This is a genomic window from Paenibacillus sp. USDA918EY (assembly GCF_009870825.1).
Taxonomy (GTDB): Bacteria; Bacillota; Bacilli; order Paenibacillales; family Paenibacillaceae; genus Paenibacillus_AQ; species Paenibacillus_AQ albilobatus.
The window spans coordinates 64,524-82,046 of sequence record NZ_WTWY01000010.1 but is presented as its reverse complement, the minus strand read 5'-3'; the positions used below and the strand labels follow the sequence as shown (position 1 = coordinate 82,046).

The window sequence follows — 17,523 nt, the reverse complement described above, 5'->3', positions numbered from 1 at the left end:
TTTTGAATTATTTGGTCCATGTGCCGATCTTGTAAGCTCCATCCGAAAGCCGGTCCGTATTAGCAAAGTCGACCGCCGGTTGTTTCGTGGACGGATTCAGAATCGCTACGGTCAGCTGATAGGTTCCGCTCGGCAGCGTCTTTGTAGGGAGCGAGCCTGTGACCGTATGCAAACCGGTTCTCCAGGTTCTTAAGTCCGCCGACGTCGTTTGACGTGCCACGACGGCGCCTCCGCTGTTGCGCAGCTGAATTTCGACCGGCCAGTTGAACGGGAAGTGTTGGACGCCTTTATTTTCCACCGTGATGGATACGTCCAGCGTGCTTCCGCCATTTTCTTGCGGATATGCCGCCTTCTTCACGACAAAGTGGTAGCCCATTCGTTTCTTCAGCGTGTCCATGTTGCCTTGCAAAGGATTGCCCAGCGCCAAGGATGCCGGAGAATTCGGTCCAAGCCAGCTGGGCTTGCTGAGTTCGGTTTGCCGCAGCGTTTCATTGAAGCCGCTGCCTGTCGTAAGCGCAGCCTTCAAACCATAGTCCCCACCGTAAAATTCACCGCCGGAGACGCGGATGTCCCAAAAGTAGGCATGGTTTGGCTGTTTCTGGCCGATATCATCCCAATAACCGTTTTGGGTGCCCGTATACCATCCCCATTCGGAATCGAAGCTTGGTTGATCGCCGAATACGTCATTGTACATTCCCATGATCAGACCTTTGTTATTGTTCTTGGCCAATTCTACGCTCCGTCTGATCAAGAGCTGCGTATGATCCTGCTGATCGGCGAATGCGTCAATATAATGCTGGATGTATTGGTTGGAGATTTCGTTTTTAGGGAACGCGCCCGTATAGTTGCTTTCCCCATTCGGACCAACGTAAGGCCAAGTATGAAATTCGGCCCAATGGCCCAGCGAACCGATTTGTACAAAAGCGATCGGGCTGTCGGGGGAGTTGTAATGCTTGGCAATCGCCTCGATCGCAAGTTTGTGTCTGGCGATCAAATATTCGGAACTGTAATTAGGGGAGAAGCCCGTATTGTTGCCGGCCCCCATGCCTCCGGTTTTATCTTGGTAGGCCGTGCCTGGAGATTGTCCCGAATTCACCATGTCGTTATAGAGCCAGTCAGGGATATCCCGGTGCGCCGCCCCGGAAGGATTGTCCAGAATAAAGCGCAGCACGACCTTGACACCGCGGCTTTGCCAATAGCTGAAATGATTGGACGCTTCAATGGCGCTGAAATCGTAATTGCCCTTCGTTGGCTCAAATTCTTTCCAGGTGATGCCGGCATAAACGAGACGATGGTTCTGAGGGTAGCCGGTGGATTTTGCTGAAGGAGCCCAGCCCTTAAACGGATTGTTTAGCGGGTCATTCAGCTCGGTCGGGTAGAATTCGATGGGATTGCCTCCGGGAGTTTTGTCATGAAGCGTATAGGCAGGCAAAGACTGGTTCTGTGCCGGCAGACGGTTGACATCGGAATTGTTGTCCAGATAACCGATATTCACGCTGCTGCCTTTTGCAAGCCCAAGCGCAGCGAGAGGTATGGCGACTTCGACAGCCGATGCGGTGCGTGCATATTGAGATGAAGGAAGAGACGAAGACCAATTCCAGCTCCAAGTGCTTCCAGTGCCCGAGTAGCGGTACAGGGAATTATTTTCGAGGAGCCATTCGACTCCCGTCGCACCCCACCCGGAGGCTTGGTATCCGGTGGAAGCATTCCCGTCCGTGTTCAGCCAGAAGCTCCCCATGGCGGTGCTAAGCCCTGAGCCTTGCACAAGCAAATAAAGATTTTTGTCATCGTGGGAAGCCTTTAACACTTTAGCGGTTCCCGAATTGGTGGAAATGGCCGGTATTCCTTCCCAGTCGCTTGGATTCCCATCGACAACGATCGAAGCGGCTGCTTTTGCAGTCGACATCAGGTGGGGAAAAGGGAACAGAGTAAGGAGCATGGCCGCTACAGTACAAACAGTGAATGTCCATTTCATGCGAATACCCCGTCTTTTCATCACAAACCTCCTCACAGAATGATTGGTGTCATAAAGCTGCGGGTTCAAAAGTTTTTTGCAAACTTAGAACATACGGAATGCGAAGTTTTCACCTCCTTTCCAGTCATATCGTCCGACGCTCACCATGAAAAAGAGCACTATGCGCCGGACGCTTCGCCGTCTGGTTTGCGTTCGCCCGGCCATTACGTTGAACTGCGCAATACCAAACGGGTAGGCAAAATCACTTTCTTAGGCAGCAGCTGGTTTCCGTTGATTCTGTCTATTAAGTTATCGACGGCGACCATGCCGATTTCTTTGGTTGGCACATCGATCGTAGATAGCGGAGGGTTGGAATATTTGGATACCTCAATGTTGGACAGCCCTATAACAGCCACTTCATTTGGAACGGAGATGCCGTTGTTGTACAAGCCGTTGAGGGCGGCCATGGCCATTAAATCGCTGCCGACGAAAAAAGCGGTCGGGTAATTTTTGGTTTGACATAACCGATTGATTAGTTCGATGCAGACCGTTTCATCCCACATGCAATCCATCACCCAATCGGGATTTACGGTTAATCCGGCAGCATGCATGGTGGCGTAATAACCCCGATAGCGGCGGCTGTTTTTCAAATTGCCCCCAAATCCGCCTCCCCCGATATATCCGATTTGGGTATGGCCCTTTTCAATAAGGTGGTTTACGGCCATCGTAGCAACATGGTAATGATCATAACCCACATTATCGATATCCTCGCGTTCTGTATCAATGCCTACGATAAACGGCACCTGCTTGCGGATGTACTCGTAGGTTTCGTTGTTTAAGGATTCCATGAGGATCAGACCGGTAATCGGCTCATTGAAGGTGTTGAATAAAATCTTATTGTCGTTCAGTTCAATGCCGGTCCGAATAAAGGCAAGGTTATAGCCTGCGCTGAGCAATCGCTCCTCCACGCCGGATAAGATCGACATGAAATAAGGATCGTTGTATTTGTCTTTGGTCACGCTTAATACGCATCCGATTTTGGCATGCGACATCTGTTCGGAATGATCTTTGGCCGAAACCTTCCGCTTGGGATTTGAGCTGATTTTATAGTTAAGCTGCGTAACGGCTTGCCACACTCTTTCCCGCGTTTCGTCCGTGATTTTATATTTCGTATCATTGTTTAAAACTCTGGATACGGTGGCGGTGGATACATTGGCTAATTTGGCAACATCCCGAATCGTACTCATCTATATACACAATCTCCTTTTAAGTTACTCAATCTCATAATGGATTTAAAAATGAAGCGATATAAGGTTAAAAAGCAAACGATGGCATTATGAAATTGATTCATTGATCACCATCTAGAGTTTATCGAAATGTTACATGGTAAACAATGATGGGCTTGTCGGCTTTTTGTTGCGCGGGTTTGTTGCGTTATGGTGTTACGTTCTTTCAGTTTATATTTATTCGAGGATAAAATCAATGATAACATGTATATTGCGTGCTTTAGCACTAGAAAATTTATTAAATTTTAAAAATTGATATTGCAGTATTACGTTCGGATGGGTTAACATGTAATCACTAAACAGAACAAAAGTAAACGCAATAAAATAACGTAACAACAACGTAACAAAATATGATCTCTGATTCGTACTTGGCAGGGGGCTGATAAGACGTGAACAAAGCCGTAACGGTTTACCCAATTGTTTTAGATGACCTCATAAGCAACCCGGGCATTGGGTTTACGGCAGCACCGGGGTTAATGGGGGACCCGGAGCGTATTTACGACAATCGGGGGGAAGAGCAGGAAAAATATAAGTTCACGGAAGATAGCGAAACCTGCAACCATCCTGACAGCAAAGTGTATTTCTGCAGCGTGCGCTGGCGGGACGTGGAAACGGCTCAAGGGGTGTACGACTGGGAAGTGCTGGAGGAAAAGCTGGACTACGCCAAATCGATCGGCTGCACGGCAGTGGTTCGTTGTTCGCCTTACGCGTTAAGCGAAGAGGATGATATACCGGCATGGTTTCGGGCGGAATATCCGGAGGAACCTGATTTTCCCTTCTGGAGAGTAGACCCGAAAGAAACGCCGTATGCAGCGTATTGGTCTGATTTTATTAGGGCATTTGCCGCACGGTTTGACGGGCACCCGGTCATCAGTTCGGTGGATTTGACGATTGTGGGGGCCTGGGGGGAGGGCGGGGGAACCGAGTTTTTGGACCCGGAGGCGATTAAGCAAATTACGGACGCCTACTTCGACGGGTTTAAAATCACGCCACTTCAGGCGCTGCTGCATGACTCGATGTCGATCCGGATCATCAAGGACCGTAAAGCCAAAGTGGGCTTTCGCGTCGATTGCTTGGGGGATATGGGAGGGTTTCATGGCAAAGCGTGGTCGCATATGACCGATTTCTACCCCCAGAATATCCAGAATTTTAACATGGGCGATGCTTGGGAGAAGGCTCCGGTTTTGTTTGAAGCATGCTGGCATATGAATGACTGGTATCTGCAGGGCTGGGATATCGATTATATCATTCAAGAAACGCTGAAATGGCATATTACTTCTTTTAACAACAAAGGAACCGTGGTTCCGGAACCTTGGAAAGAGAAGGTCAAAGCCTGGCTGAATAAGATGGGATACCGCTTTGAATTAAGGAAATTTACATACGACTCCGTCGTGAAGGCGGGGGGAGAGCTGGAAATCCGTGCTTTGTGGGCCAACGTGGGAGTGGCTCCGATTTATAATCGTTATCCGCTCGTGGTGAGGCTCACCGGCCATGATCAAACCTATGCGCTCCATAGCAGAGAGGATATTAGGGAATGGCTGCCGGACGAAGACATCGCCTGGGAAGAATGTTTCGTTTTGCCGGAAGAAATGTCCGAAGGAGAGTATCGTTTGGACATCGGCATCGAAACCGGCGTGAAGGAAATCGGAAATGTCCGGCTGGCGATCGAGGGATATACGCAAGGGTATTACCCGATGGGTAAGGTCATCGTTAAACGGAGGGAAGAAGGGAATGGAGAGGCAGCTAGATTTTAACGAGTGTACAGCCATCTGTAATTTTGATTATTTGCCTGAAGGATTGGAAGCCAAATATAACCGCTATCATCCGGATCACAAGTCTTATCTCATTCCGCGCGATTTTCTGTCCGAACTTTTTGAGCATTATCAAATTCCTGAACATACCCGGCAGCGGCTCGTTCGCGGAATCGAAGAGATTGAGCACCATGCCGTATTATTTCATTTCACCAAATTTCTAGTGGAAGAGATGTGCTCTGCGCGCAATCGCTGCGACGAGACCCGCTATACCAATATGACTCCGGGATGCATGGACCAAGACGGAGATTTATATTCATTTCTTTTGCTGTTGGCCTGTGTCGTCCCTTCGATGGAAATGCTCCAGAAACGTTCCGTACCGAAAGCGTATTATGAACGGATTCCCCATCAGCCCTTGAAGCATCAATTGGAAAAACTGGTGCAGCACGGCGATGCCAAGGTTCACGATTTCCCGTGGGCGATGAATTTTTATACCTGCTCCATCTTTTTGTTGGATCGGTTTTATTTTATTCCATACCGGTTCGGGGACCCCTTTACCATGTTCCGCCATGTGGACACGCAAGAAGTGATAGCTCTTCGGCATGCGGGTGAAGAATTTCGCAGCGATGGACAACGAAACGGAGTGAATGATGTATATGACCCGCATGGATGTTTCATTTCGGAATGGCGGGAGAACGGTGAATCGATCAGAGCCCATCGGATCAATCCGATGGGGTTCGTTGAAAGAGAAACGACGTCGATCCTGAAGAAGGATTGGGAGCCTGCACTTCAGGAAGGGGACATGCTTTTAGCGCTGCATATCCCATCCGGGCCCGGATATACGCCGGAGCGGCTGAAAAATTCCATGTCCATGGCCATGGAGTTCTATGGCGAATATTTTCCGGAGCTGCCCATCAAAGGCTTCTGGAGCGCAAGCTGGCTTTATGATACCCGGTTATCGCTTCTTTTGGACAACGAAAAAAGCAATATCGTGCGCGTTCAACGACAGTTCTACAATTATCCGACCTTGGAAGGGGACGGGATGCTGCGATATGAAGTTTTTGGAGACCGAAACATCGATCCGGTCCGCAGCCCCGGCGGATTTACAACCTCGCTGCAAAAAGCGGCTGCAGCCTATATGCAGACGGGAGCACGTTTTAACACGTTAAGCATGATCGTATTGAAAGAAGACATCGGACGGATCGGCAGCATGCCTTATATTACGGAAGCGGATATGGAGCAATTTCGCAGGACCGTTGACAGCCATCTAAGGGAGGTAACCGGATGAGCCGATATTCGCTTGAAAACTACGAGAGGTACAAAACCGTAAAAATCCGGCCGGAGCCCTTATCCCAAAAGGATGATGTTTCAAACCGCGGCTTGTTCGATTATGTTTCCTTTTCATGGAAAGAACTTGAACCGGCCCGGGGGGAATATAGGCTTGAAGCCATCCAAGAAGCACTCGGCACGGCAAACAACCCTATTCTTGTCCTGACGCCGGACTTGCCTTTATGGGTTAAGGATGAAGCCGGCGATTGTTTTGCGGCTTTCGTCCGAAAAGTCGGGAGTCATATCGACTCGGACAGACGCCTTACAGCCGTTGCGATATCGACCTTGGCCGGCAGCAAGGAAGAATGGAACGCCTATGTCGATTCGTTCGAAACGCAGACGCTGCTTGCCGATGTGCAGAATGATAGACTCATTCAACATTTAAGGGAACGCAGCCGTGGATTCGGCCTGCTGGTGAAGTGCAGCGAGGAGAATTGGATTGAATGCTGCGAGGCTTTTGCCAGAAACCGTCTGCAGAAGGTATGGAAAAGTGATCCCGTTGTCCTCCATGTGACCGATGCGGTCTGCGGTCCTCATTGCAGGCGCGAGGCGTATCGCTGGCATGCGGCCCTCTCGAACGTGGATATGGGGCTCGGATATAACCTGACGTTACGAAGGTTGACTTATCCGGAAACCGTATCCAGCCGCGGAAGCTTGCCGCTGCGATTTTGGTTCGTAAACACGGGCATCTCGAGAATATATCGGAAATTTCAATTATGGGTGCAGCTAAAGCGGGGGGAGATTTCCTATGAACTTCCGTTGTTTGCGGCAACGCATTCATGGTTGACCGGGGATCTTGTGCATAACGAAATCATCCCCTTGCAGGATATGCCGCCGGGAAAATATACGCTCAGTCTGGGACTTTTTTTCGAGGACCGTTCTTACATCCCCCTGAATATACAAAACCCGCATCAGGATGGATATTATGAAGCCGGCACGATCCAAGTCGAAATCACCGATGAAGATCCGCTTATGAATATATGGGATTCGTACGATCCGGAAGGATATTATCCATTGGAAGATCCTAAGCTTCCGGAAGCGGAATAGGCAAGAGGGTTTCCTTACAAATACAAGTTTACTGGAGGTTATGGATTTGAAGCTAGCATTAATCGGCGCAGGACAAAGAGGCATGATCTACACAAGACATGCTTACCAAAGCGAGGAGATCGTCGCGGTCGTTGAACCGGATGAAGGCAGAAGAAAGGCGGCGGCGGACGAGTTTCGGATTCCTCCGGAGAGACAATTCGCATCCGTGGACGAATTTTACCGGCTGGGGAAAATTTGCGATGCCGTTATTATTTCTTCCATGGATCGAGACCATTATGCGCAAACGATGGAAGCGCTTAATATCGGGTATGATATTTTGCTCGAAAAACCCATTTCGCCAAGTCCCGAAGAATGTTTGAGAATCCAGCGGAAAGCCAACGAAAAAGGCCGCAAAGTGATTGTATGCCATGTGCTAAGATACACGAATTTTTTTGCGGAGATCAAAAAAATCATCGATAGCGGCGAACTCGGCAAAATCATCACCATTCAGCATAACGAGAACATCGGCAATTTCCACATGGCCCACTCCTTTGTCAGGGGCAACTGGAGAAGAAGCGATCTGGCGAGTCCGATCATCATGCAGAAGTCCTGCCATGACATGGATATTTTAGCTTGGCTGGTGGACAGCGGGGCGAAACGAATCTCTTCCTATGGCAGCCTCGCTTATTTTAAAGAGGAAAACGCGCCGGCCGGCAGCGCCGAACGATGCCTGGACTGCAAGGTCGCTGCGGACTGCCGTTTCGATGCAAGAAAAGCCTATTTGCCGGTACGGGGGCAATGGCCGGCTACGGTCGTTTCGGCGGATCAGACGGAAGAGGGATTGCTTCAGGCGCTGGAAACGAGTCCGTACGGGCGCTGCGTTTACCGGATGGACAACGATGTGTGCGATCATCAGGTGACCGTCATCGAGTTTAAAAACGGGGTCACGGCAACGTTTAATTTAAGCGGGTTTACCAATAAAATGCACCGCACGCTCAAAATCATGTGCGAGCATGGAGAAATTCGCGGGGATGATTACAAGAATATCATTGAAGTCACAAGATTTAACTCCAATATGGCCGACGCCGGCCAGCAAACGGTTATCCACCCGGCAGCCTTGAACGGTGGGCATAACGGCGGCGATACCGGTCTGATGAACGACTTTTTGGAAAATTTGGAGAAAGCCGATTTCAACAGCAGATCCTCGATCGACATGTCCGTCGAAAGCCATCTGATGGCCTATGCGGCGGAAGAGGCAAGAGTTAACGGTACCGTGATCGATCTTGATCTTCTCAAGGAGCAGCTTGAACACAGCGTTACAGCGTGATTGTTTTAATTCAGGATTTTGCAAATGTTTGCAAAATCCTCAATTCACAATGCAAAGGTAGTGATGGAATGAATTCAGCGGGTAAGGGGTTTCTATATGAAATAAAGAAGAACAGAATCTTGTATCTCATGTGCGTGCCTGCTCTTATTATTCTGATCATGTTCTCCTATATTCCTTTTGCAGGCGTATGGATGGCATTTACCGATTTTAACGTCGTTGACGGCATCTTCGGCAGCAAATTTGTCGGTCTGGACAATTTTAAGTACTTTTTTTCATCGAACAGCATGGGCTGGAAGGTTACTTACAACACGCTGTATATTAACTTTTTCAGCCTCATCTTAGGCATTGTCATTCCGGTCAGCATCGCGATTTTCATCAATGAGATCCGGCATAAAGCGTACAAAAAGATCGCTCAAAGCATGATGTTTTTTCCCTATTTCATCTCGTGGGTTGTCGTGGGAGCGATCCTGTACGGCATTTTCTCCACCGACGTGGGGGTTGCCAATCAGATCCTGAAGTTTTTTGGAGCGGATCCGATCAGTTGGTATTCGGAACCGAAATATTGGAAATGGATCATTATCTTGTCGAGCGTGTGGAAATGGAGCGGGTATAGTTCCATCATTTATATGGCGGCGATGGCGAACTTTGACGCGAGCTTATATGAAGCGGCCAAAGTCGACGGCGCCAACAAATTCCAGCAAATTCTGCATTTGACCGTGCCCATGCTGAAACCGACGATGATTGTCTTAAGCTTGCTGAGCGTCGGACGGATTTTCTATGGCGACTTTGGGATGATTTACGGCATCGTCGGCAACAACCCGGTTTTGGCGGATGAGGTCACGGTCATCGATACGTATGTTTATCAGTCGATGCGTACGCTGGGATTCTCTTACTCTACGGCCATCGGGCTGCTTCAGTCTGTGATGGGATTGATCCTGATTACGGGGGCAAACCAATTTGCTAAGAAAATAAATGACGGAGAGGGTCTATTTTAATGATGGGAAAGAATAGATTGCTTGGCGATAGATTGGTGATCGGCGTGGCATATGTTTTCATCGGCTTATTTGCGCTCGTTTGCTTGTATCCTCTTCTATTAACCTTAAGCGTCTCCTTTTCTTCGGAACAGGCGATTGCGAGGAACGGGTATTCGATTTTTCCGCTGAGTCCCAGCGTGGATACTTATAAATACATCTTTGTGAACAGCGGCATGAAAATATTAAAATCCTACGGGGTGACCATTTTCGTAACCGTTGTGGGTACGGTAGGCGCGTTGCTCATTACAAGCATGATCGCATTTTCCCTATCCATCAAAAAGCTGCGATACCGCAACGTACTTGCCTTTATCTGCAATTTTACGATCATCTTTTCCGCCGGCTTAATTCCGTGGTACATCGTGAGCGTCAATTATTACGGACTGAAGAACAGTATTTTGGCCTTAATTCTTCCTTCCATATTTAGCGTGTGGAATATGTTCCTGCTCCGTACGTATTTTGCAAGCGTTTCCCCCTCTTTATACGAAGCCGCCGAAATCGATGGGGCCAATTATTTTACGATTTATGTAAGGGTAGCGCTTCCACTAAGCAAAACCGCGCTGCTTACGGTTGGTCTGATGTATGCGCTGCAGTACTGGAATGATTGGTGGAATGCTCTGATCTTTATTAATGATCGTGATTTATTTCCGCTGCAATATTATCTCTACAACATTTTGTCCAACGTCAATGCCATTAGCTCCGGACGCATTCCATCAGGGGCTTCAGGCAACATCACCTTACCTGCAGAAACCGTGAAGATGGCGATTACGGTCATTACGATCGGACCGATCATTTTCCTTTTCCCTTACATTCAAAAATACTTCGTGCACGGGATCATGACCGGCGCGGTCAAGGAATAAACGGGGTATGGTTACTGGCCGATCCAGGCTTTTAACATAGATTAACCATTTTATTAGGGAGGGTCATCATTCATGAAAGCAAGGAAAATGCTTATCTTTTTGGTTTTATTGATTGCGTCCGTTTCGGTGATGGCAGGATGCGGCAGCGACAAAAAAGAAGGAACAGAGAAAGCCGCGCTCGAAACCATCCGGATTTTGTACCCTGGTGAGGAAACGGATCGGATGAGCGAATTTCTGAAAAATGAATTTGCCGAAAAGATGGCTGCCGATCTGAATTTGAAGGTAGAAGTCGTATTTGTGCCGTGGGCCCAATATTGGGAGCAAAAAGATATTATGCTGGCCGCCAACGAACCGATCGATCTTTATTGGGACGGTCTCCCGGATCTTTCGACGATCGTGAACAAGAAGCAAGCGATGGCATTGGATGATTTAATCGCGAAATATGGCCAGGATATGTTAAAAGTGTTGCCGAAGGAACAGCTTCAAGGCGCAACGATTGACGGCAAGGTTTATGGCATTCCATCGGCGTACGCGCCTTCCTCCGCCATGTATCAGCTGGTCGCCGTTCGTCAGGACATCCTCGAAGCCGTGGGGATGACCGACATCAAAACCGCCGATGATCTGAAAGAATTTGCAACAAAAGCGAAAGCCAAGTTCCCTGAAATGAAAGGGCCTGCCGACATTATTTTTAAACCGCTAACAAGGTATTTTGGCGACGAACAATATAACTGGATCGCCTCCGAGGATTTGGTCGTATTCGGGGAAGACACCAAAAAAGCGTATAGTTATTATGAATCGGAGGCTTTCCAGAAAGTAGCGAAGTTTAACCGTGAAATGTATAAAGCAGGGTTATACACGGAGGATCTGACCATTAAATACAATGAAAGAGACTCCCGCATGCAAACAGGTTTGTATTTATGGGTTGAAGGTTCCGTGGGCAAGGAAATGGAAATCATTAATGCCATCAAAGCCAATGCACCAAATGCCAAAGTTAAAACGTACCTCTTAGCGGAGGATAAACCGCGTTATATTACGGCCACGGGCGGAGAGGTTCTGGGCATACCAATAAACGCTCCGAATCCTGAAGGTGCTATGAAGTTCATTAACTGGATTTATAAATCCAAGGAAAATTATTTGTTTGCTCTCTACGGCGTCGAAGGCAAAGACTACGAAATTGTGGATGGAAGAATCAATAAACTGACTCCTAACGAATTTTTCTATGAATGGATGTTCAGAAACCAAAATTACCAAATGTTCGGGCCGGATGTATCGCAAGAGTCCATCGATAAATATAAGAGCTGGGACGACCAGGCGATCCGATCCGCTTCACTCGGCTTCCGATTCAATAACGAGAAAGTCAAATCGATCGAAACGGCCCTGAAAGAGGTTACGGGCAAGGACTTGGCTGCCATCCGTTCCGGTTTTGTGGACTTTGAAACGGGGTATCCTAAGGCCATTCAGAAGCTGAAGAAGGCAGGCATCGATGAATATGTAGCCGAGGTGCAGCGTCAGTTGGACGAGTACCTGGCCAGTAAAAAGTAAGAGTCTGCTATAGTGATCAAAAAAAGAGGCCGTCCCTAAAGATCTTAGGGGCGGCTAACAAAGAGCGGTTTCTTGTTGTTCTGTTTTTTGGATGCATATGCACGAAGCAGCGGAGGGGACGAAGCGTTTCCGAACAAGCGGAAGCGTTCGCCTTTGTGATCCAATTTCTTCCACTAACGAAAACCATTCAGGAAATTGGAGAGCAAGAGCGATGGGAGGAATGATTCGTATCCGTAGCGTCTCTCAACGCAAAAAGTACTCCTCTCGCCACGCCAAGGCGGTTCGAGAGAACATCATGGATTGCCGCAACTCCTTCCTACCACTCCATCGCAACACGAATAACATCCTCCTGAGCGAGATTCTTGCCCAACAGAACCTCCATCAGCTCAAGATCTGTCACCGCCTTGATCCCATGCTTGAAGCCGGCCGGGATCTGTAAAACATCGCCCGCCTGCACCTTATAAATTCTGCCTTCCATTAGAATCTCCGCGCTGCCCGTTACAATTACCACGATTTCTTGCCGTTTGCGATGCCGATGATAGCTCGTATATTTTCCTTGGATGAGTTTTACCTGTTTGATCATGGCTTCATTTCCCGTTTCATCTGTCCCATGATTCAGAACCCGACAGGAGCCCCATCTTTTTTCTTCATACATGGGAACCTGCGGCACGTGCTCGAGCTTTTCCTTAATCTGATTGGCTTTATCCTTATTAGCGATCAGGATGCCGTCAGAGCTTGCCGCAACGATGAGATCAGAGACGCCGATAATTTCGATGGGATAAGGAAGTTCGTTAATGAGATGGGTATTCGAGGAGTCGTCCGAAATCCCCCCGGATCCGATCGCTTTATCTTCGAAATGACTGCTTAGCGCCGTCCAACTCCCCAGATCATTCCAATAGCCGTCATATCCCATGACAACGGCAGGCAGGGTGTGCTCCACGACTTCCCGGTCGAAACTGGTATTTGCCAGATGTTCGTAATGAGCCAGCCAATGCTCAACTTGGGTCGGATGCCCCTTGTCCTTTAAATATGCGAGCATGAACTTCAAGGGGAATGCAAATACGCCGCAGTTCCACATCGCGTGATGCTCGATTAAGCGAGAGGCGGTTTGCATATCTGGTTTTTCTATGAATTGGTGAATGAAAGAATATCCGTCATTCCCCTTGGGCAGAACCGGAACGATATAACCTAGCTGATCGGAAGGGTGGGTAGGTGTTGTTCCGAGGAGAGCGAGATTTGCTTTAGAATGCAAAAGAACATCGGGAAAGCGAAGAAGCAGCCGGAAAAACGCGGTATCTGCAAAAGTGTCTACCGGAAGAACACAAACCGTCTCATTCGGATCTGCTTGCAGCTTCTCGCGAAGATAACTTACGGCATAAGCGATGGCAGTGAAAGTTCCTCTTTTATAAGGTTCAGCCAGAATCGGAATATGCTCGCCAACGTAGTTGCGCGTAATTTCCACTTGACTGTGGTGGGTGACGATACACGTGGATTCAAGCAACCCCGCCTCATCCAATTGCCGGCATATCCGTTCGATCATCGATTCTCTGACCCCGGCTTCGGATTTCAAAAGCCTAAGAAACACCTTGGAGCGAATCTCGTTGGATAAAGGCCATAACCTTTTTCCGGATCCTCCGCATAATAGTACAATACGCAAGCTGATTCCTCCTTCTTGGGGAACATCACCCTCCATTCTATTTCTTGGATCGAATGACTTCTTCAATCGCATGCTTCATGAGCGCTCCGGCCCGATCCCAGGATAATTGAAGCATATCCTTTCTGCCCTGGCTTCCCTTTTGTTTGCAAAGCCCGGGATTTTGGTACGCTTTCCTCATGATTTTTTTCAAGCTGCTTAGATCCGGTTCCGCCCATAATTGTCCCTTTTGCGCAAACAGGTTGCTGAATTTTTTCGAGATGGCTCTGTTCATGCTGCTTGACGGGCTCCGCAGCTGATACGGAACGAAAAATGAGTTGCTGAGTGTAAGGAAATCCATTTGCCCGCCCCAACTCGTCGTGATGACCGGTACGCCGCTCGCCAGCGCTTCCAGAAAAGGCAGTCCAACCCCCTCGCCACGGGTGGGGAGGACGAAAACGTCGCCGAGCGTATACAACCCTTTCAGCCGGTTTTCGCTGAGCTGGCGGCCGATAATAACGACGGGGGCGGTATCTTTTCGAATACCCAATCTTTTTTTGTATTGCGCTATTTTTTGCTGAATCCATTTTTCGTCCTCATGCGCCGCATATCCGTTCGTTTTGATCACAAGCATGACGTTATCTTTAGAGGAAAACTCTTCCCAGTATGCCCTTAAGAGGCCTTCCGGATTTTTGCGATGCTGAAAGCCAAATACGGACACGAACGTAAACTTGCCTTCGGCACCCGGTAAAGACATCTTCTTGTTGTTTGGATGAAACTCCCTGACGTTTACGCCATGGGGAACGACATAAATCGGGACTTTCACGCCGCTGTTCCTAAGCGCCTTTTTATTGTGCCGGGAGGGTACGAAAACCGCGTCAAATTTGTTCATATGGGGAAGCCAGCCCTTGGGGGTCCTGCTTGTTTCCCAAACGGTATTCAAAATAATGAAATCATGTTCCCTGCGCTCCTTTTCCCAATGAATGCTGCTGGGAATGCGGTGATAAATCAGCACTTTTTTGCCTTGGACGCCGTTTTTGCGGTGGTTTGACGCTCCGATGCTAACGGCCACTCCCTGCCGCTTGAGTGCTTGCGCATACGCTTTGCTGGCACGGCCAAGCCCGCTTACTTTGTGTACGGGGCCCTTCCAGACGACATGATAGGGTGTCATTTGGCTGCCTTCTTCGCAGATTTGCGATACGCTTTGCGTTGGTGAAAAGAAATGGAGCGGTATGACTTGGCCAGGGAAGACAGCTTGGAAGGCGATAATTGCGAAAAACTCGAATGCAAGCTTTTATTATTGGCAGGCTTTAAGATCATCTTTTCAGGCTCAGACGAGTGCAGGAAGTTCCCATACGTTTCAAATTCCGAAAAAGCGAACTGCTTGGATTTATTCATGCTTTTCATGATCGCCGAATACCAGCTGCTGTGATGTTTGGATTCAATCGCCCGTTTCAGCTGCTTTACTTTTGATTTGTTGAACAGCATGTAATGGGTCACGAAGGAGGAGCGGGAGGAGCGGCTTTTTCCCATCAATTTTTTATACGTCTTGAAGTATTCGTCCTGGCTCCAGTTTCTGCAATAAAATACGGTTTTGTTGCCCACCTTGAAAACATGCGGACGAATAAGCACGGTATCGGCATCGATGACCAAATAGTGCTCCGATGAGCCCAAAGTATTGCCGCCCAGCTTAAGCAGTTGCTGATAAAGCCATCCGGACCGGTCCCATGTTTTGGATTGATAATGGATGTTTTTCTTCGTTATAGGCAGAACGGTATCCTCATGAACGAATCTGCATCCTTTTTTCGCGCAAAGATCAAGAATTCTTTGCTTCCGCGGAGCTACAATCATGATTTCCCGGATCGGGTGCTTCACATATTTTCTTACTGCGTCAATAACATGGGGGAGTGTAGCCAGATCTTTCTCAATCGCTGGAATCAACACATCAATTGGGGTTGTCATTTGCTCATCTCCATCTATCTATTATATGGATTATCGTATGCCGGAAGAATGAAACGGGGTGGGTAAAAGGGACGCGAAAAACGCACAAATGCAAGGGTTTCGGTCTATCGCTCTTTTCTCCGCACTTTTCTCGCATGTATTGCCCCCTGTCCGAATAAATTTAAAAAAGAGAACAGGACAAACAGTAGGTGGGGATGCGACCAATGGGACTAAAAAAGCAAAGCTTTATCCGCGGGACGTTTATTTTGACCGTATCGTCGTTTTTTACCAAAGGGCTTGGTTTCGTGAACGGCATTTTGCTTGCGCGTTTTTTGGGGGCGGAAGGGGTCGGGCTGCTGATGATCGCCCATCCGCTGCTTCCGCTGTTTATTACGATGACGGAGCTTGGGCTTCCGGTGGCGATTTCGAAGCTCGTATCGGAGGCGGAGGCCAAAGGGGATGAAGCGCGGATCAAACGGATTCTCGCCGTATCCCTGTCCATTACGGGCACCCTGAGCGTCGTATTGACCGCGTTTGCGCTATTCGGCTCGAAATGGATCGCTTCGATCGTGTTGGCCGATCAGCGGGCGTATTATGCGATGGTTGCCATCACGCCGATCATTCCGATCATCGCCATGTCCGCGGTGCTGAAGGGTTATTTTCGCGGCAGGCAAAACATGAACCCGCTCGCCTTATCCGACATCATCGAAAATTTGGCGCAAATCATCGTCATTATCGGCGTCGTCAAACTGCTGCTTCCTTACGGCATCGCGTATGCCGCCGCAGGGGCGATGGCCGCTTCCGTCATCGGGGAAGGCGCGGGACTGCTTTATCTGTTTTCGGTGTTCAAATGGGCCAACCGGGGGAAACCGAAAGAGACGCACGCGCTTCTCCCCAAAACATCGCACAAAGGGGACCGCACGCTCAGAGACCTGCTGCGCATCGGCCTCCCGATGACGGGCAGCGGCTTCATCCATTCCTTGTACCATGCGTTTCTCCCGCTTGTCATTACAAAAAGCCTGGTGTTGTTCGGCGTCGGCGTCGAGATGGCGACGAAGCAATTCGGCATGCTGGCCGGTTACGCCATTCCGCTGCTGTTCCTTCCCGGCTTTTTCACCCAATCGCTGTCGACGGCGCTCATCCCGGCGATCAGCGAAGCGAGCGTGGACAACAACAGCCGGCTGGTGCACAGCCGCATGGACATGGCCATGCGCACCGGACTTCTGGTCGGGGTGCCCTGCACCGTTATTTTGTATTTGTGGGCGGTGCCGCTGACGACGATCGTTTATCATTCGCCGGAAGCGGGCGTGCTGCTCAAGCTGTTGGCGCCGCTGTTTTTCCTTCATTATTTCGAGGCGCCGCTGAAGGCCATTTTGCTTGGTCTGGGCAAAGCGTCGACCGTGATGTGGAACCATATCATGACGAACATTTTCGAGATCAGCCTCATTTTCGTGCTTGGCTCCAACGTCGGGATCAACGGGGTGGCCATCGCCTTCGGGCTCGGCATTTTGCTGCAGACGGTGCTGAATTTTTTTGCCGTGGCGCAAACGATCGGTTTTTATTTCGATTTTCGCGTTTTGCTCAAGGCCGGAGCGGGCGGAATCGTATTGACGTTTACGGGCCTTGCCTCCCACCGTTTTTTGGAGCGCATGGAATGGGGGCAAACCGCCGCCTTGTTCGGCTCGCTGCTTATCTCGCTCATCGCCTATCTGGCGACTTTGCAGTTAACCCGCGCTTTGCGGAGCGGACCAAGGACGCCGACGATTACGCCGGTTTCTTGAGCGGGCAAACATAAACGCTGACATAGAGGCGTCAGTCATGTTTCGTTATCCTATCCCTAGAG

The 17,523-nt window shown here is 49.1% G+C and carries 13 protein-coding genes; 8 read left to right on the top strand and 5 right to left on the bottom strand.

The window, feature by feature from the left end; all coding sequences use genetic code 11:
* Window positions 1-7: 7 nt before the first annotated feature.
* Complete coding sequence (locus GQY55_RS19650; RefSeq protein ID WP_236575729.1) at window positions 8-1,906, bottom strand: DUF4832 domain-containing protein; 1,899 nt, start codon at window positions 1,904-1,906, stop codon at window positions 8-10.
* A gap of 272 nt (window positions 1,907-2,178) precedes the next feature.
* A complete protein-coding gene (locus GQY55_RS19645; protein WP_160043577.1) occupies window positions 2,179-3,201 on the bottom strand; it encodes a LacI family DNA-binding transcriptional regulator in 1,023 nt (340 codons plus the stop codon).
* A 428-nt stretch (window positions 3,202-3,629) separates the two neighbouring features.
* Here GQY55_RS19645 and GQY55_RS19640 point away from each other — a divergent pair, with 428 nt between their 5' ends.
* The 7 genes from GQY55_RS19640 (at window position 3,630) to GQY55_RS19610 (ending at window position 12,106) form a co-directional block, all read left to right on the top strand.
* Window positions 3,630-4,994, top strand: a complete 1,365-nt coding sequence (locus GQY55_RS19640; protein ID WP_160043576.1) for a DUF4832 domain-containing protein — start codon at window positions 3,630-3,632, stop codon at window positions 4,992-4,994.
* A complete protein-coding gene (locus GQY55_RS19635) occupies window positions 4,972-6,279 on the top strand; it encodes an acyltransferase domain-containing protein (protein WP_160043575.1) in 1,308 nt (435 codons plus the stop codon). The genes GQY55_RS19640 and GQY55_RS19635 overlap by 23 nt, the downstream gene beginning before the upstream one ends.
* Window positions 6,276-7,367, top strand: coding sequence for a DUF4832 domain-containing protein (locus tag GQY55_RS19630; RefSeq protein WP_160043574.1), 1,092 nt, complete (start codon window positions 6,276-6,278; stop codon window positions 7,365-7,367). Before GQY55_RS19635 ends, GQY55_RS19630 begins: the two co-directional genes overlap by 4 nt.
* A gap of 40 nt (window positions 7,368-7,407) precedes the next feature.
* Entirely contained in the window at window positions 7,408-8,673 is a 1,266-nt protein-coding gene (locus GQY55_RS19625) for a Gfo/Idh/MocA family protein (RefSeq protein WP_373309262.1), read from the top strand.
* Window positions 8,674-8,864: 191 nt separating this feature from the next.
* Window positions 8,865-9,668, top strand: a complete 804-nt coding sequence (locus tag GQY55_RS19620) for an ABC transporter permease (protein WP_236575728.1) — start codon at window positions 8,865-8,867, stop codon at window positions 9,666-9,668.
* Window positions 9,668-10,564, top strand: coding sequence for a carbohydrate ABC transporter permease (locus tag GQY55_RS19615; RefSeq protein WP_160043571.1), 897 nt, complete (start codon window positions 9,668-9,670; stop codon window positions 10,562-10,564). Before GQY55_RS19620 ends, GQY55_RS19615 begins: the two co-directional genes overlap by 1 nt.
* Window positions 10,565-10,636: 72 nt before the next feature.
* Window positions 10,637-12,106: an ABC transporter substrate-binding protein gene (locus GQY55_RS19610; RefSeq protein ID WP_160043570.1), complete on the top strand. Its 1,470-nt coding sequence runs from the start codon at window positions 10,637-10,639 to the stop codon at window positions 12,104-12,106.
* Window positions 12,107-12,422: 316 nt separating this feature from the next.
* On the opposite strand, the gene GQY55_RS19605 is transcribed toward GQY55_RS19610, so the two are convergent.
* From GQY55_RS19605 to GQY55_RS19595, 3 genes are read right to left on the bottom strand one after another with little or no spacing between them, the layout of a single operon-like run.
* Window positions 12,423-13,763, bottom strand: coding sequence for a sugar phosphate nucleotidyltransferase (locus GQY55_RS19605; RefSeq protein ID WP_160043569.1), 1,341 nt, complete (start codon window positions 13,761-13,763; stop codon window positions 12,423-12,425).
* A gap of 37 nt (window positions 13,764-13,800) precedes the next feature.
* Window positions 13,801-14,910, bottom strand: a complete 1,110-nt coding sequence (locus GQY55_RS19600) for a glycosyltransferase family 4 protein (RefSeq protein ID WP_160043568.1) — start codon at window positions 14,908-14,910, stop codon at window positions 13,801-13,803.
* Window positions 14,907-15,701, bottom strand: a complete 795-nt coding sequence (locus GQY55_RS19595; RefSeq protein ID WP_160043567.1) for a DUF6492 family protein — start codon at window positions 15,699-15,701, stop codon at window positions 14,907-14,909. Before GQY55_RS19595 ends, GQY55_RS19600 begins: the two co-directional genes overlap by 4 nt.
* A gap of 203 nt (window positions 15,702-15,904) precedes the next feature.
* Between GQY55_RS19595 and spoVB the strand changes: the two genes are divergently transcribed.
* Window positions 15,905-17,461: a stage V sporulation protein B gene (gene spoVB, locus GQY55_RS19590; RefSeq protein ID WP_160043566.1), complete on the top strand. Its 1,557-nt coding sequence runs from the start codon at window positions 15,905-15,907 to the stop codon at window positions 17,459-17,461.
* The last annotated feature ends 62 nt before the right edge of the window (window positions 17,462-17,523 follow it).

What these genes read in the sequence shown, in the direction of transcription:
- GQY55_RS19650 (WP_236575729.1), bottom strand. Translation starts at nt 1,906, where the DNA reads ATGTCGACTGCAAAAGCAGCCGCTTCGATCGTTGTCGATGGGAATCCA.
- GQY55_RS19645 (WP_160043577.1), bottom strand. Translation starts at nt 3,201, where the DNA reads ATGAGTACGATTCGGGATGTTGCCAAATTAGCCAATGTATCCACCGCC.
- GQY55_RS19635 (WP_160043575.1), top strand. Translation starts at nt 4,972, where the DNA reads ATGGAGAGGCAGCTAGATTTTAACGAGTGTACAGCCATCTGTAATTTT.
- GQY55_RS19630 (WP_160043574.1), top strand. Translation starts at nt 6,276, where the DNA reads ATGAGCCGATATTCGCTTGAAAACTACGAGAGGTACAAAACCGTAAAA.
- GQY55_RS19625 (WP_373309262.1), top strand. Translation starts at nt 7,408, where the DNA reads ATGGATTTGAAGCTAGCATTAATCGGCGCAGGACAAAGAGGCATGATC.
- GQY55_RS19620 (WP_236575728.1), top strand. Translation starts at nt 8,865, where the DNA reads ATGGCATTTACCGATTTTAACGTCGTTGACGGCATCTTCGGCAGCAAA.
- GQY55_RS19615 (WP_160043571.1), top strand. Translation starts at nt 9,668, where the DNA reads ATGATGGGAAAGAATAGATTGCTTGGCGATAGATTGGTGATCGGCGTG.
- GQY55_RS19610 (WP_160043570.1), top strand. Translation starts at nt 10,637, where the DNA reads ATGAAAGCAAGGAAAATGCTTATCTTTTTGGTTTTATTGATTGCGTCC.
- GQY55_RS19600 (WP_160043568.1), bottom strand. Translation starts at nt 14,910, where the DNA reads ATGACACCCTATCATGTCGTCTGGAAGGGCCCCGTACACAAAGTAAGC.
- GQY55_RS19595 (WP_160043567.1), bottom strand. Translation starts at nt 15,701, where the DNA reads ATGACAACCCCAATTGATGTGTTGATTCCAGCGATTGAGAAAGATCTG.
- spoVB (WP_160043566.1), top strand. Translation starts at nt 15,905, where the DNA reads ATGGGACTAAAAAAGCAAAGCTTTATCCGCGGGACGTTTATTTTGACC.